Origin of the sequence: Stenotrophomonas maltophilia group sp. Smal13 (assembly GCF_030236855.1) — a bacterium.
Lineage (GTDB): Bacteria > Pseudomonadota > Gammaproteobacteria > Xanthomonadales > Xanthomonadaceae > Stenotrophomonas > Stenotrophomonas maltophilia_A.
Genome location: NZ_JASJSQ010000018.1, coordinates 17313 through 32812 on the forward strand (window position 1 = coordinate 17313; position 15500 = coordinate 32812).

A 15500-nucleotide genomic window follows, 5' to 3' on the forward strand; every position below is an offset into this window, starting at 1 on the left:
ACACGCACCGTGCGCCCTGCGCACCGCAGCCGGCCGCCTGCCGGCGTCTTTACGTGTCTGGAGTCACCACCATGAATACCCGCATTCCCCCCGGTCCGGGCGCTGTGCCCATGCCGTCGCGCCGCCTGTTCGTGCAGGGCCTGGCCGCCGGCGGCGTGGTTGCCGGCATCGCCGCTGTCGGCGTGCCGCAGCGCGCGCTCGCCGCCGCCACGGCCGCCCCCCGGCTGGCTGGCGCCCCCGCCGTGCTAAGCGACACCCGCATCGAACTGGCCATCGGCGAATCGCTGGCCAATTTCACCGGCCGCACCCGCCCGGCGATCACCGTCAACGGCTCGCTGCCGGCACCGATCCTGCGCTGGCGCGAAGGCCAGACCGTCGACCTGTTCGTGCGCAACACGCTGGAACGCCACCCGACCTCGATCCACTGGCACGGCATCCTGCTGCCCGCCAACATGGACGGCGTGCCCGGCCTGAGCTTCAACGGCATCGGCCCTGGTGAGACCTACCACTACCACTTCGAGCTGAAGCAGTCGGGCACCTACTGGTACCACAGCCACTCCATGTTCCAGGAGCAGGCTGGTCTGTACGGCGCGCTGATCATCGACCCGGCCGAACCGGCGCCGTACCACCACGACCGCGAGCACGTGATCATGCTGTCGGACTGGACCGACATGGACCCGGGCGCGCTGTTCCGCCGCATGAAGAAGCTGGCCGAGCACGACAACTACTACAAGCGCACCCTGCCCGACTTCCTGCGCGACGCGAAACGCGACGGCTGGTCGGCGGCGCTGTCCGACCGTGGCATGTGGGGCCGGATGCGGATGACGCCCACCGATATCTCCGATATCAACGCGCACACCTATACCTACCTGATGAACGGCACCGCCCCGGCCGGCAACTGGACCGGGCTGTTCTGCAGCGGCGAGAAGGTGCTGCTGCGCTTCATCAATGGCGGGTCGATGACCTACTTCGACGTACGCATTCCTGGCCTGAAGATGACCGTGGTCGCTGCCGACGGCCAGTACATCCACCCGGTGAGCATCGATGAGTTCCGCATCGCCCCGGCCGAAACCTACGATGTGATCGTCGAACCGAGCGGCCAGGACGCCTTCACCATCTTCTGCCAGGACATGGGCCGCACCGGCTACGCCGCCGGCACGCTGGCGATTCGCCATGGCCTGCAGGCACCGATTCCCGCGCGCGACCCACGTCCGTTGCTGACGATGAGCGACATGGGTCACGACATGGGCAGTGGTGGCCACGGCGGTCACGACATGGCCGCGATGAAAAGCATGGAAGGTGGCTGCGGCGCCAGCATGGGCCACGGCGCGCACGGCGGCGGCGATGCCGCCAGCAAGGCACCGAAGCACCCCGCCAGCGAACGCAACAACCCGCTGGTGGACATGCAGAGTTCGGCCTCCGAACCGAAGCTGGACGACCCCGGCATCGGCCTGCGCGACAACGGCCGCCAGGTGCTGACCTACGGCGCGATGCGCAGCCTGTTCGAAGACCCGGATGGCCGCGAGCCGAACCGCGAGATCGAGCTGCACCTGACCGGACACATGGAGAAGTTCTCCTGGTCGTTCGATGGCATCCCATTCGCCAGCGCCGAACCACTGCGGCTGAACTACGGCGAGCGCATGCGCATCGTGCTGGTCAACGACACCATGATGCAGCACCCGATCCATCTGCACGGCGTGTGGAGCGATCTGGAAAACGCACAGGGCGAGTTCCAGCTGCGCAAGCACACCATCGACATGCCGCCGGGCACCCGCCGCAGCTATCGCGTGCGCGCCGATGCACTCGGCCGCTGGGCCTACCACTGCCATCTGCTGTACCACATGGAAGCGGGCATGATGCGCGAAGTGAGGATCGAAGAATGAGCCGCTCACTGCTTTCCCCCAGCCTGCTGGCCCTGGGCCTGGCCGCTGCAATGCCGGTGTTCGCGCAGTCGCACGCTGGTCATGACATGGCCGCGATGGATCCGCCCGCGAAGACCGTGAAGGCACCGGTCGAACCGGTCGATCATTCGAAGATGGATCATTCGAAGATGGATTCGGGTGCGATGGACCACTCAGCCATGGATCACTCGAAGATGGACCATGGCGCGAGGCAGCCGGCGACGATGGACCATTCCACGATGGACCACGCCGCGATGGGCCACGGATCGCCTGCACCGACCGAACCGCGCGAACCCATCCCGGTGCCGACCGACGCCGACCGCGCCGCGGCCTTCCCGCCCATCGCCCACGGTGCGATGGAGCATGCGCCGGAGATCAACAGCCTGCTGCTGATCGACCGTCTGGAACATTGGGATGGCAAGAGCAGCAATGGTCAGGCCTGGGAGGCGACCGGTTGGATCGGCGGCAACATCAACCGCCTGTGGCTGCGCACCGATGGCGAACGCAGCCGTGGCCGCACGGAATCGTCGTCACTGGAAGCACTGTATGGCCGCAGCGTGTCGCCATGGTGGGACGTGCTGGTCGGCGTGCGCCAGGACTTCCGCCCGGCCGACTCGCGCACGTGGGCGGCGGTCGGCATCCAGGGCCTGGCGCCGTACAAGTTCGAGAGCTCGGCCACGCTGTACATGGGCTCCGGCGGCCAGGTGCTGGCCAAGGCCGAAGTGGAGTACGACGTGCTGCTGACCAACCGCCTGATCCTGCAGCCGCTGCTGGAAGCCACCGTCGCGGCCAAGGACGAAAAGGAGTACGGCATCGGCCGTGGCCTGAACAAGGTCGAAGCCGGGCTGCGACTGCGCTATGAGTTCAGCCGCCGCTTCGCGCCCTACATCGGCATCAGCCACGAACGCACGTTTGGTGACACCGCCGACTACGCCGGTGACCACGCACGCGACACACGCTGGGTGGCCGGCGTGCGCATGTGGTTCTGAGCAGCAGTTCGTGAGCAATGGCCAGCCCCGGCAGCCGCCGGGGCCGGCTACACTGCGCCACGTTCCAATGCAGGCACCGCTATGTCGTTGCAGATCCGCCGCGCCACCCTTGCCGACGTCGACGCGCTGTCGGCCATCGCGATTGCCACCTACAACGAAACCTGGGGCGATTCCTATCCGCCGCAGGAGCTGCACGATTTCCTGCAGGCGCACTACAGCAGCGAGCCGCAGCGCATCGAACTGTCCGATCCACGCAGTGCCATCTGGCTGTTGATGGACGGTGACGCCGTGGTCGGCTATCTGGCCGCCGGTGCCAACACCCTGCCGCACACGGATGCACGCGACGGCGACATCGAACTGAAGCGGTTCTACATCCTGGCCGCACACCAGAACGGCGGCCATGGTGCACGCATGATGGACGCGTTCATGGCCTGGCTGGACCAGCCGCAGCGCCGCACACTGTGGGTGGGCGTGTGGGAAGAGAATTTCGGCGCACAGCGCTTCTATGCGCGTTACGGCTGCAGCAAGGTTGGCGAGTACGACTTCATCGTCGGCGACACCCACGACCGCGAGTTCATCCTGCGGCGGCCGTGATCACGCGCTCCATGTAGAGTCGAGCCATGCTCGACTGCACCTAACCTGTAGAGTCGAGCCATGCTCGACTCTTGGCGGCAACAGCCAGTCGAGCATAGCTCGACTCTACAAAGCGCGAAGCGCCTCAGAAATCGAACAGTTCCGACAGGAAGCTGTCCTTCTTCTTTTTCTTGTATCCGTGGCCCCGATTGTCCTCGTAGCGCTGGCCCAAGTGGCGGGTATCACGGTGCATCACCGGCGGCGGAGAGGATGCCGGATGCTGCTGCACAGGCGCGGGCGGCGGCACGGCCGCACCGGCACCGGCACCGGCACGCTCGATGATCTTGTCCAGTTCACCACGATCCAGCCACACGCCCCTGCAGCCGGGGCAATAGTCGATCTCGATGCCATGGCGTTCGGCCATCTGCAGGGTCTGGGTCTTGCACACGGGGCACAGCATCGGCATTGCTCCTGTCGGTCCTGCATCGACTGTACCTGTGCGGTGATGACTGTGCGGCAACGCATGACCGATGGCACAGGGACTTCCGACGCGCGCCGATGCGGCGGCAGTCGCACACACTGGGCCCCTGTTCCGCAGGGAGTGCGTACATGACCGCGTTGTCCCGCCTGCCCACCACCGCGCGCCTGCTGCTGGTCCTGCTGGGCGTTGGCCTGGGCCTGAACCTGCGCGATATCGCCGCGGCCGCAGGGACTCCGATTCCTGCCCTGCCCATGCCCTACGGCGGCAGCCTGCTGGACAATGCGCTGGCGGTGCTGGTGGCACTACTGCTGGCCACGCTGCTGCGGCCCCGTGGCATGGGCCTGCTGGGCAGCCTCGGGCTGCGCGGAAATGGCTGGGGAGGCCCGATGTGGGTGCTGTTGGCCAGCCTGCCGTGCTGGCTGGGCCTGGCGCTGCTCGGTACCCCGAACACGGCGTTGACCTCGCTGGATGCCACGATGCTGGGCGTGCTGTTCCCGCTGGCCGAGGAAGTGCTGTTCCGCGGCCTGGGCTTCGTGCTGCTGGTGAAGATCGTGCGTGGTCCGTGGCCGCTGCTCGCGCTGCCGCAGGCGCTGCTGTTCGGCATGGTGCACTGGCTCGGCTTCGGTGGGTTCGACGGTGGCGGCATCGCGCTGTTCGTCGGCGCGGTGATCGCCCTCGGCGGCTTCATCTTCGCCTGGCTCGACCACCTCGACGGTGACACCCTGTGGTGCGGCCTGGTCCTGCACGTTTCGATGAACCTGGCCTGGAATGTGTTCAGCCTTGATGACGCCGTCGCGCTCGGCTGGCCGGCCACCAGCCTGCGCATCGGCACGGCCCTGCTGGCGGTGCTGGTGCTGGCCTGGCACGTGCGCCGCCAGCGGCGCGGGCGGCTGTAACGCCCACTTAGCTTGCCGTGCACGCCGGGCTCACTACCGGCTTGCGCATACTTGCGCGCCTTTCGCTCCCCCTGTTGTCCGGAGTTGCCGCGTCATGTTGCTGTCCAAGCGCTTTGTGGAACCGCGCGTCCTGCTGATCGAGGACGCCGAGGAAACCCAGGAACTCAGTCGCCTCGCCCTGGAAAGCCAGGCCTGCCAGGTCACCGCTGTCAGCAGCGCCGAGGCCGCGCTGGGCCTGCTCAACGCCGGTGAACCGTTCGACCTGCTGTTCACCGACGTCTGCCTGGGCGGCATCAGCGGCATCGAAACCGCCAACCGCGTGCGCGAGCACCTGCCGCAGCTGCCGATCTTGGTCACCTCCGGCATGGACCAGCACCGCGTGCTGCCGCAGCTGCGCGCCGGCATCCACTTCCTGCCCAAGCCGTACAGCATGAGCGAACTGCTCGATGCCATCCGGCTGTGCTTCCGGCACGCAGCGGATGCCACGCTGATACCGCCGCCGCAGGCCAGCGCGGCCTGAGGCAATCATCCACGCCTGGCGTGGATCTACTGATTCCGTTTCTCTTCGGCATGGATCCACGTCAACACCACCCGTAGATCCACGCCATGCGTGGATGCAGCCCTCCATCAACCGCCGGTGTACGGCCCTTCACCCGGCATCACCTCCAGCAGTGCGCGAGTGATCACCCGCGGGTAAACCGTGAGATGGTCCTCGCCGTCAATCACCACGTTGTCCACCTTCAACTTGCGACCCGTGCGCTTCAGCTGGGCAGTGAAGTCCGCGGTCTGCCTCAGCATGTCGTTGCCGGTTGAATAACGCGGCCCTGGCTTGTCCGTCTCGTAACTGCCCACCGACAGCAGCACGCGCGTAGGTTGCGCAGGGATGACTGCGGCATCCTGCATGCGCGGCAGCAGAAGCTGGTCGAACCACAACGAAGGACTGGACAGGATGTAGGTACTGAACATGTCCGGTTGTGTGGTCAGCACATAGGCACCGAACAGCGCGCCATAGGAATGACCAGCGAACATGCGCCGGGCGGGATCGGTGCGATAACGCGCATCGACCATCGGCAGCACCTGTGCGGCCAGGAAATCGCGGTAATGTGCCGCACCGCCGTAGGTGACGTCATCACTGTAATAGCCATCGACCGTGCGCGCCGGATTGCTGGGCGTGTAGTCGCGCGAGCGGCTCTGCTTTGAAGTCAGGCCTTCCTGCGGCGGCAGACCGACCAGGATGAAATTCTCGATGTTGACGCCCTGCTGCCCCACCAGATTGCGCACGCTGCGCACCAGCGGGAAGCTGTACAGAGCATCGGTCACGTACAGCACCGGATAGTGCTTTTCCGGATGCGCCGCATAGTCGGCCGGCAGCGCCACCCAGATCGGGTAATCGCGCCCCACGGGGTCATGTACGCGCAGCGCTTCGGTATCCGGCAGCACCACGCCCGGCACCGCCGTTGCCGCGCTTTCCTTCGCGTCACTCTGCGTTGCCGGTGGTGCCACCGACATCGCACAGCCACTCACGGCCAGGCAGGCCGCCACACTCCATCCACGCACACGCTGCATCCACGCTCTCCCGTTGCGGGCGGCGCCCCCAAGTGGCGCCGCTACCGCATCCTCACACGTCGTGCGGTGCAGTGCCACGCCGGATCAGGGCGAGGCCGGCGGCGGTGCCGGGAACAGCGTGCGCAGCGCCCGCAAGGCGGCTGGGTGATAGATCGTAGCGTGGGTTTCCTCCGGCAGCGGCAGGTACTTCACCAGCGGCGACGGCGACGCCTGCTGCAGCAGCGTGGCCAACTGCGCGGCGGACGCAGCCAGCTCCGGCTGCCCACTGCTGGCCAGGAATACGCGCGGCTGCGCACGCGTCACCGCCGGCAACTGCTTGGCCGCAGCGGCCAACATCGTGCCCCGATTCCACCACAGGCTGGGGTCCAGCGCGATGTAGCTGTTGAAGAGTGTCGGCTCCTGCAGCAACGTCTCGACCACGAACAAGCCGGCCAGCGATTCACCGATCAGCGCGCGCTCGTCGGTGGTCGGGTAGCGTTGGCGCACCTGCGGCATCAGTTCATCGCGCAGGAAGCTGCGGTAGGCCGCTGAACCGCCGATGCGGGGCGCGATCTTCTGGTCTTGCGGGTCGCTGCTGGGGCCCGTCATGTCGCGGCGGCGCTCGGTGTTCTCGATGCCTACCAGCAGGAACGGACGCATGCTGCCGTTGCCGCTCAGCACCTGCACCAGCCCGGCCACATGCAGGAAGTCCTCGCCGATGCCGCCATCGGCCATGTACAGCACCGGCAACGCCGCCTTCGGGTCCAGGCCCCACGGCTGCGGGCGGTAGACATTGATGCGGCGAGTTTCGCCCAGCGCCTTCGATTCAATGGTGAAGGTCTCGCCGATGACCAGCGGGGTTGCGGCGGCGGCCTGTGCGGACGGTGCCGGCTCGGCGGCCATCAACGGCGCGGCGGAGACAGCGGACAACAACAGCGACAGCACGATCAAGCGCATGGAGCGGCCCATCCTGGGAAAGTGCCGAGCATAACGCCAAGGCCAAGGCGTCGGCCGATTCGGCAAGCCTGCACGTATGCTACGGCGCTGCGCGATGCTTGAACTGTATCGGGAAATGACTGCAATCGGGTTTGCTAGCATTCGTCGTTTCCTACAAGGAGTTGGGACATGGGGGGCTTCAGCATTTGGCACTGGATCATTCTTCTGGCGGTCGTCCTGATCCCGGTCGGCATCGCAGCCGTCATCGCAGCGATTGTCCTCAGGCGAAAGTAGATCCACGCCATGCGTGGATGCGCATTCTGGGGATGCCTCAAGCGCATCCGCGATGGCACGCGCGAAGCGTGCCGCCGTTGGCATGCTGACCGTGGCGGAAATGCTGCACGCCGCTGAGCGCTGCCGGTCGATGGCCACGCCCGACTGCCATCTGGATGAAAGGGGGGGGGGGCGATGGGTTGTTCTTCGCCTGCCGCAGGCTGGCGGAACGGGTGTGCCGGGATATCCGGCCGGCGTACCCCCGCTTTACCCAGAACCGGTCCATACTTGGGACCGACTGGTCACCAGCCCCTTCGAAACCTACAAGGAGGTTTGCATGTTGAGTGCCGTACTCATCGCCGCGCTGGCCGCCAGCCCGGCCGCGCCCGTACCGTATGCCGATTGCCTGCTCGGCAACATCCAGCCCGGGCTGTCTGATCGTGCCGTGCAACTGGTGCAGGAGGCCTGCGCTGCAAAGCATCCGGAGAGCTTCGCCGCAGCAATGGAACTGGAACGCAGAACCAGTCTGCAGCGGCTCACCTATTTCGAGGCGGCAAGAGCGGAGGCGGCACGTTCTGCGAATGCGGCAGCAACGGCCGCACAGGAGGCTGCCGACGCGGCGGCGGCTAAAGCGAAGAATGCGCGGACGAAGTAGTTGCCCTGGACGAGCGCCACAAAAAAGGCACCGCATTGCGGTGCCTTTCTGAATGACCTGGGTCATTGAATGCAATGGTGGGCCGTGAAGGATTCGAACCTTCGACCAAAAGATTAAAAGTCACAGGACAATTGCATTACTTTCAATGCGTTACGCCGCTATTCGTTCCGCTACAGTCTTCGAAACTGACACTTGAAAGCCTTGAGCCGCAAAGGCCCCGGAAATTTTGCGGAATGGATTTCCAACCCATCCAGCAGCCTCAAACAAGGGCTATCCCATCCAACCAAATGGCGGATCCTGGCCTGCCTTGGCCAGCCGATTGCCCCGAACCTTTTCCTGCCAGGCCCGGATCAAGGCCACGTCCTCGCGCAACCTCGCCTCGTGCCTGACCACCCATTGTTCGGCGCCGGCCCGGCCCTGCGCGTAGCTGCTGCACCAGCGGAACGGTCCTCCCGGGCCGTGCCGGTGCCGGTCCAGCGAGGCAATCCAGATGCCATCGTTCACCCGTTCAGCCATGGCCACCACCCACACCCCATGGCAGGCGATCACAGTCGGGGTGTCATTCGGGTGGCTGGCCGACCTAGTCGTCCAGTAGAAGTCGGCGGGGAGCGGCATGGCCGGAAGAATACGACCGACCGTCGCAGATCCTGCGAACGTGGCGGTGACCTGCCTGAATCGTTCGGGATGGGTGCCGGCGCGGCGCTGCTCACGCGCCCCCGGGTTGAGCTGCCTGCGGCCCCGGATCCGGCACAGTCAGAATGCCAGCACCGGCGGCTTGGCACTATCGGGCAACCACCCACTGACGTTCGGGGTTCTCCCTACGCAGCCAGCTGGTGCTCGTAGAACGGGTGCCGCTTGCCGTCAAAGATCCGATAGAGCGCGGCCAGGTCGGTCGGGTCCGGGTTCAGCCAGGCATCGACGTGTTCGGGCTTGATGTTGATGATCGTCCGGTCATGGCCGGCGGCAGCCACCTCCGGCTCCGGATCATCGGTGATGGCGGCGAACGACAGGAGGTCGGGTTCTTTCCCCGCGGGGTCCGTCCAGTGCGACCACAGGCACGCCACCAGCATCGGCTCGCCAGTGCGCGGGGTGAACTGCACCACCTGGTTCTTGCCGTCCGGCCCCTCCACGTTCTCGTAGAAGGTATTGACCACCAGCAGGCCGTGGGTGTGGCCGAAGGCCGGCGCCCAGAACTTCTCCAAGCTGTCGCGGCGGGCGTTGTAAGTGCCCGGGTAACGCTGGTCGTAGTTGGCCGGCTTCCCGGCGAGTCGGCACTGGTAGCGCATTGGCCTGATCACCAGTTTGCCGCCCTCCGAGACGATCACTGGGGCATAGACGCCGGGGAAGATCCGGCTATCCCGGTCCTTGGGGTCGGTACGCTTCAGGTCGGCCAGCTTGGCCAGGGCGCGATCGATCTTGTTGCCGGCGATCCGCACGTCTTCCCGCGCCTTCTTAGTTTCCTTCACCTGCAGCGCCCGCTCGGCATCGGCCAGGCGCTTGCGGCTGGCGAACAGTTCCTGCTCAAGCACCGCGGCCTCGGCCCGGTTCCACTGCTCCACCTCAGCCCACACTGCCAGCTCCTCCGGGCTGGAGCCGGCGCGGAAGGCGTCGTCCATCGCCTTCGGGGTCTTGGGCCGCTTCTTGCCCGGGTCGTGAGCATAGAGCGCGGCGAATTCCTGCAGCGACAGCGTGGCGCCGGTCATCCGGACCAGCTTCTGATAGGCGGCGGTGATCTGGGCGGAATAGCACATGGGCGCAATCTGACACGCCCCGCCGTTCAGTCGCCGTGACGCTGCAGCTTAGTGGCCGGTCACGTCGATCAGCACGAAGTGGCCCGATGCGCTGAACTGTGTCGCATTGTCGGACTGCGGGATCAGGGCAGTCGCGCCGGCATAGTAGAAGCGCCCCGAACCCGCTGCACCGGTCCCGTCCCCCTGCGGCCCGGTCAAGCGGAAGCCCACGCCACGCTCAATTCGCTGGCACGAACGGGACGAGATCACCGCGTAGCGCCGACCAGCAGGTACTTGCATATAGGCGCCCTCTGCTGCCCCGAACGGGGCAGTAGTTACGCCCATGATGCGTAGGGGCTTCGCCCAGGAAGCGAAGGCCAGCTCCCCGGTATGCTCTCGGTACACCTCGATTCCGGTCTTGCCCGGCGTTCCAGTCACAACCGAGTCGTACACCCACACCGTGCCGAACACAATCGATGAGCCCGTGTAGGCCGACACTCGCCAGTTGTTGCCGCCGAGATTGGTCAGAATCACGCTGAGTCCGAAATTGTTTGTCGGACCAGTGACCGCAACCACGGGGCTCTTGGCCTGGAAGTCACGCGTGACGTACCGGGTTACTACGATCCCAGACACCTGGTACGCAACGGCGCCAGCTTCGTTGATATCGAACTTGTGGCGCAGATGGAAGTTGAGCAGATCGCTTCGGACCTGCACCGTTCCAGATGGGGTGTATGCCTCAAACCCTCCTATTAGCATTTCAGTGCACCCCGTAAAGGACAGTTGCCGGAACCAGGGAGAAGACTGGTTGCCCGTTGCCATCCACATCCGTTCCCCAATACACCCGGCCATCCGAGTACCAAACGGTTGGGGTGCGGCCAGGCTGCGCCGGAGGCGGCACTACGTAGAAGAGAAAATCCCCTGGTGGCAGTGGCCCAACCCAGGTCGAATTACCGTGCACGGCGTCGGTCTGAACCGTGCCGATGAACAGCCCCAAGCGGGTCGTGTAGTCAATCTCCAGCGATCCGTCGAGATTGAAGGTCTGAATTCCCGCAGGCATGCGCTCTACTCCTCTAGTGATTGACGGGAGGGCGTTTGCCACTCCCGCCTTTTGCTATTGCCACCAGCCCATGCGCGTGGCGAGCTGCCCGTTCGGGTAGTAGGTGCGCCAGTTCCCGTCGCTGTATTCCGTGCGCTGCCCGCTGTTGCCAGGGGAGGACACACGGAACACGTCGGCCACTACGTCGAACGACGAAATCGCCCCGTTACTGGCCAGCTGGATGCCGCCGATCTTCCCGTCAGCACGAACGTTCACACCCCAGTTCGCGTTCGCCTCAAGGCCACCCGCGTTCCATGCAGGCGGGGCAGTCGCGCCCTCTGCCACCTGACTGAACATCGGCCGGAACATCCACCAGTACGGCGCCTGTAGGCCACCAACACCTCGCAGGAAGACACGAACTCGGGCGAAGGTAGCTTCTGGCGGTGCCTTTCCGAACAAATAGCTGCGCGGAATGGCACCCAGACCCCAAGACGCGTTGCCATCGTTCGCCGGCGACCAATCGCTGTAGGCGCTGCTTCGGTAGTTGCCGCCGCGATCATAGAATGCGATCTCGATCCGGCTATCACACCGATGCGTCTGAAGCCACACGCTGAAGCAATACGTGCGGTTTGGAAGTACGGCAGTGTCGTAGGCGGTGGATGTCGCTGACACCTGACCGGCACTCATACCGCCCTTCGCTACTGCCCCAAGACCAAACACACCTTGGGGGTTCCAGTCGCCGCTACCTGTCGGGTTGCCGAGTTCATTCCACCAATTGTCGGGGTTTTCCGTCCACTCCCAGCCGTTCTTTGACCAGAACGGGAACGTGGAGTTCTGCAGCAGGTTGCCGGACTCTCCAAGGTTCTTGATGCTGGTTCCCATCTCCACCACTACCGCCGCTTCCGCCTTGTTCCCCATCTGGGATTGCAAGCCGGTGATCAGCTGCGCCTGCGACTCCTGCGTCTGTCCCTGCTGCGTGACCTGGGTCTTCAGCTCGTTGAAGCCGCTGGCCGACACATTCCCCACCTGCGTCTTCAGGCTCAGCAAGTCCTGCGCCGTCGCGTCCAGCTTGCTGCCCTGCTGGTTCACCGCCGTGGTGAGGCCTGCCGTTGCCGATGCATTGGCACTGATCAGCAACTCGTCGGTCACGTCGTAGAACTCGATGCGATCCACCAGCACCACAGCTGTTCCGCTCGCCCGGTTCGTTGCCCACACGTGGGACATTACTTCGGTGCGGTCATCACCGATTGGGTGCTCCAAGGCGAACCTCTGCCAAGCCGTAGTCAGAACAGGCGTCGTCTGGTCGTTGTTGCCCTCGCCCGCCACGCCACCCGTGCGGACCCGGCATCGCGCCGTCAAGGAAATGGAACCCGATGTGGCGCGTGCCACGATGACTGTACGCATGCGCCGTCCAGTGCCCGCCCGGAGTGGAGACCAGGCGCCACGGTTAGCTCGCACCGCTGGATTCGTAGCCCCCGCGACGTGGGTCATCTGTATTGCGGACCCGACTTGCCCCCCACCATTTACCCACTCAACCGCCCCATCAAGTGCGAACGGCTGGGCCGATCCGTCGAAAGCGGAGTTGGTGTTGATGCTGTCGCCACGGTTGAAGCTGGCATTCACCGACGCTGTGAGGCTCGTCAGCTGGTCCGCCTGAGCCGTTGCCTTGTTCTCGGCGTTGGTCATGCGGGTCGTCAGGCCGGAAACAGCAGACACGTTCTGCGTCGTGAGGTTGATCGCCTCCTGACCGCTCGGGCGGTATTCAGTGGCTACCAACCCACGCTGGAACTGCACGTTGTCGATCTCGATGGCGTACGCACCGGGCTGGTCTGCGAACTGTCGGCCCACGTACACGCGAGCAAGCACAGCGTCACCGCGGGAACGAGCGGGCAGAATCAGCCGCTGCCACTGACTGGTCATGACCACTTCCGGCAAGGTCACGGTTCCCAGCACTGTTCCGCCCGAAGCGTTCATCCACTGGACGTAGATCTGGGCTTTCGTTCCCGCCGTGCCGCGCACCCAAGAGGACAAGGTGTAGTCGGTGTTCGGATCCACCTTCACGTAGTTGGAGCCAGGACCGGCACGGTTCAGGCCGACCCAGTCTTTGGCGTTCACAGCCGTCCAGTCGAGTCGCACGGCCTTGCCGCCACCGGATAGCGACGAGTCGACGTAGGAGAAGGTCCCACCCACGTCACTGCGGATACGTTCCAGATTCCAACCGGTTGGGGCCGCGGTGGCTACCGGGGCGTCTTCCATGCTGCTGTTCCAGAGCAGGTTGTCGCCGCCGACAGATTGGATCTGGCCTTCCAGCTTCGTTACGCTGGTGCCCACCGTCTCCACCTTGCCCTCCACCGTAGTGGTGCGCGAGGTCAGCTGGGTCAGCGCCAGGGTGTTGGCGTCGGTTCTCCCAGAAACGCCGGTAAGGTCGCTTCGAAGCGCCGTCAACTGCCCTGCCTGAGACGTGACCGTCTCACCCAGCTGCGTCACGCTGGTGCTGAGGTCCGAAATCGCTTGAGCGTTCGCCAGAATTTCTGTCACTTCCTCTAGCGAAACGTCGTCGACCCACAACGTGCCGGCGGTGTTGTCAGCCAGTATGCTCAGCTTCAACCCGGTGATCGCAGTGTTCTCCGGGATCGAGTAAACGGCACTCAGGTACGTCCACGCGGCCTTGTTCGCCACGAAGAACGTTGAGCCGCCGAGCAGATCATCGTTCTGATTCGACAGCCGCAGCTTGCTGTCACCCGAGGTGCCATTGAAGTCCGGGCTAGTCCGATACCAGCAGCCGTAGCGGTACTTCTTGCCCGGGCTCGTCGGCATCACCGTCCGGCTGTTGGCATATGCAGCCTTCCGTCGAATGGCCCCTGGATCGAAGCGCACACACGCCCCACCGGCACGCCCCTCCGTCGCCGGCCAGCTGGTGCCGGTGGCACCCGGGTCGTAGGTCCAACCAACGTCCTTGCCGGCCTGCCAGGAGCCATTGAGGACCATGCTGCTGCCCTGCGAAATCATCGCGGGCAATGTGGCGTTGATCGTCATGATCGACTGCGCCAACGCGTTGGTGGTGGTCGCGGTGGCTTCCTGCAGCGCCGTCACCGATGCCGCGGTTGCAAGCGAACCAGTGCCGACCGGCATGCGAGCTTCCATCGTGCTGATGCGCTGCACCTGCGCCGAGTCCGCAGCCACTCGGGCCTTAAACTCCTCGTAGGCCAGCCCTGCAGTCAGCTGCAGCGGATCCGTTCCGGTGTAGTTGCCTCGCATCTGAACGGCCAGCGTGTTGCGCTGGAGAGCTTCAGCGGCGACTGCAGTGATACGTGCCTGGGTTTCCTCCTGCACCAGCGCCACCGACGCACCCGGTTGCGGACGCCCCACGGCGATGTAGTCGATCAGGTAGTAGTTGGCGACGGTCTGCGCCGCCCCCAGCTGCAGGCGAATCGCATCAACCGTGGCCGGCCACCAGGCAATGTCCTGCACGTCGACCGTGGCCACGCCATTCGCGTCCCACGCCGGCTCCGGGATGGCCGCACGCTTCTGCGTATTCCATGCCTGGTCCGTGGCGGTGATCCACTGCAGGAGCCCGCTCCACGTCGGCGAGCCAACGCGCTTCACGCGCAGCTTCACGAAGCGGTATGCGCTGCCGTCTACGGCCAAGGCCACCGGCGACTGCACCCACGGCGCGGTGGCATGGTTGGCGGGCCGCAGCCAGCCGTCCACGAGCGTCGGCGCGCCGTTGCCCGTCCACCCTTCAATGGTCTGATTGAACGGCCAGAGCTTGATGCTGTCGAACTGCGTCCCGCTGCCAGCCGCGACCTCTGACACTGCGCGCGCCAGCGATTCATCGGCGCTCTGCCGCAGTTGCTGCTCATGGCTGATCGCCGCCTCGCGCGCCATCTTCTCGTTCAGCAGCGCATCGATTCGCGCCTGGGCCTCTGCACTGACCGCCTGCAGGGCCTCGGTCACGCCCTGCTGCCGCAGCAGTGCCTCGGCGACCAGGTCCTGTGCAGCCTGCGCCAGCCCAGCAGCGCGTGCCGCCGCCTCGTCTGCGATCGCCTGGATCCGGGCGCTGATCTCCTCCGCCAGCTTGGCCTGCTGCTCGGCCAGGTCCTTGGAGGTCGTGGGCGGGACAGCACCCACCACGGTTCCGGTGCCTGTCTTGCCGCGCACGGTCGGGGTGATCTGGAACCACCACGTCTTGCCGCTGCCGTCGCTATAGACGTACCGCGTCTCGGTGGTGCGGTGGATCTCCGTCCAGGGGCCGTTCTGGTTCTCGCTGCGCGAGATGACGTAGACCACGCCCTCCAGATTGACGGCGTCCCATTCGAGCACGACGCCGTCGGCCACCGGCGTGGGGGTAACCCCGTTCGCCGGCGGCACGTCCGGCGCCTTGAAGGGCACCGGGAACCACGTGGAAAAGCGCGGTGCCACCGGAGACGCGGACGGCAGCCCGCCCACGCCGATTTCCACCAGCGTGAGTTTCCTTGCTTGCAT

Annotated in this window: 14 protein-coding genes; 6 read left to right on the forward strand and 8 right to left on the reverse strand. The window is 65.2% G+C overall.

Features of this window, described 5'->3' with window-relative positions; translation table 11 throughout:
• Positions 1 to 71: 71 nt before the first annotated feature.
• The 3 genes from QRO95_RS08445 (at position 72) to QRO95_RS08455 (ending at position 3484) form a co-directional block, all read left to right on the forward strand.
• Positions 72 to 1883: a copper resistance system multicopper oxidase gene (locus QRO95_RS08445; RefSeq protein ID WP_285302271.1), complete on the forward strand. Its 1812-nt coding sequence runs from the start codon at positions 72 to 74 to the stop codon at positions 1881 to 1883.
• Positions 1880 to 2890 (forward strand): copper resistance protein B, encoded by a 1011-nt coding sequence (locus QRO95_RS08450; protein ID WP_285302272.1) that lies wholly within the window; start codon positions 1880 to 1882, stop codon positions 2888 to 2890. The genes QRO95_RS08445 and QRO95_RS08450 overlap by 4 nt, the downstream gene beginning before the upstream one ends.
• An 81-nt stretch (positions 2891 to 2971) precedes the next feature.
• Positions 2972 to 3484 carry a GNAT family N-acetyltransferase gene (locus QRO95_RS08455; RefSeq protein ID WP_032128517.1) on the forward strand — a complete coding sequence of 171 codons (513 nt, stop codon included), beginning with the start codon at positions 2972 to 2974 and terminating at the stop codon, positions 3482 to 3484.
• Positions 3485 to 3608: 124 nt separating this feature from the next.
• Here QRO95_RS08455 and QRO95_RS08460 read toward each other — a convergent pair whose 3' ends face one another.
• A complete protein-coding gene (locus QRO95_RS08460; RefSeq protein ID WP_032128518.1) occupies positions 3609 to 3923 on the reverse strand; it encodes a zf-TFIIB domain-containing protein in 315 nt (104 codons plus the stop codon).
• 149 nt (positions 3924 to 4072) lie between these two features.
• Here QRO95_RS08460 and QRO95_RS08465 point away from each other — a divergent pair, with 149 nt between their 5' ends.
• Positions 4073 to 4840 carry a type II CAAX prenyl endopeptidase Rce1 family protein gene (locus QRO95_RS08465; protein ID WP_285302273.1) on the forward strand — a complete coding sequence of 256 codons (768 nt, stop codon included), beginning with the start codon at positions 4073 to 4075 and terminating at the stop codon, positions 4838 to 4840.
• A gap of 94 nt (positions 4841 to 4934) precedes the next feature.
• On the forward strand, positions 4935 to 5360 hold the full coding sequence (locus QRO95_RS08470; protein ID WP_049400506.1) for a response regulator: 426 nt from the start codon (positions 4935 to 4937) through the stop codon (positions 5358 to 5360).
• 107 nt (positions 5361 to 5467) lie between these two features.
• On the opposite strand, the gene QRO95_RS08475 is transcribed toward QRO95_RS08470, so the two are convergent.
• Both QRO95_RS08475 and QRO95_RS08480 read right to left on the reverse strand, forming a co-directional pair.
• Entirely contained in the window at positions 5468 to 6406 is a 939-nt protein-coding gene (locus QRO95_RS08475; protein WP_285302275.1) for an alpha/beta hydrolase, read from the reverse strand.
• An 84-nt stretch (positions 6407 to 6490) separates the two neighbouring features.
• Positions 6491 to 7342, reverse strand: coding sequence for an alpha/beta hydrolase (locus QRO95_RS08480; protein WP_285302277.1), 852 nt, complete (start codon positions 7340 to 7342; stop codon positions 6491 to 6493).
• A 589-nt stretch (positions 7343 to 7931) separates the two neighbouring features.
• Between QRO95_RS08480 and QRO95_RS25310 the strand changes: the two genes are divergently transcribed.
• The gene (locus tag QRO95_RS25310; RefSeq protein ID WP_049463266.1) at positions 7932 to 8249 is read left to right on the forward strand and encodes a hypothetical protein; all 318 of its coding nucleotides are present in this window, start codon (positions 7932 to 7934) and stop codon (positions 8247 to 8249) included.
• Between the two features lie 270 nt (positions 8250 to 8519).
• On the opposite strand, the gene QRO95_RS08490 is transcribed toward QRO95_RS25310, so the two are convergent.
• The 5 genes from QRO95_RS08490 to QRO95_RS08510 form a co-directional block, all read right to left on the reverse strand.
• Positions 8520 to 8864, reverse strand: coding sequence for a hypothetical protein (locus QRO95_RS08490; RefSeq protein ID WP_107432122.1), 345 nt, complete (start codon positions 8862 to 8864; stop codon positions 8520 to 8522).
• A 203-nt stretch (positions 8865 to 9067) separates the two neighbouring features.
• Positions 9068 to 10000, reverse strand: coding sequence for an SOS response-associated peptidase family protein (locus QRO95_RS08495; RefSeq protein ID WP_285302279.1), 933 nt, complete (start codon positions 9998 to 10000; stop codon positions 9068 to 9070).
• A 48-nt stretch (positions 10001 to 10048) separates the two neighbouring features.
• Complete coding sequence (locus QRO95_RS08500) at positions 10049 to 10693, reverse strand: hypothetical protein (protein ID WP_285302280.1); 645 nt, start codon at positions 10691 to 10693, stop codon at positions 10049 to 10051.
• A 43-nt stretch (positions 10694 to 10736) separates the two neighbouring features.
• Positions 10737 to 11036 carry a hypothetical protein gene (locus tag QRO95_RS08505; protein ID WP_121504505.1) on the reverse strand — a complete coding sequence of 100 codons (300 nt, stop codon included), beginning with the start codon at positions 11034 to 11036 and terminating at the stop codon, positions 10737 to 10739.
• A gap of 54 nt (positions 11037 to 11090) precedes the next feature.
• A complete protein-coding gene (locus QRO95_RS08510; RefSeq protein ID WP_285302281.1) occupies positions 11091 to 15500 on the reverse strand; it encodes a hypothetical protein in 4410 nt (1469 codons plus the stop codon).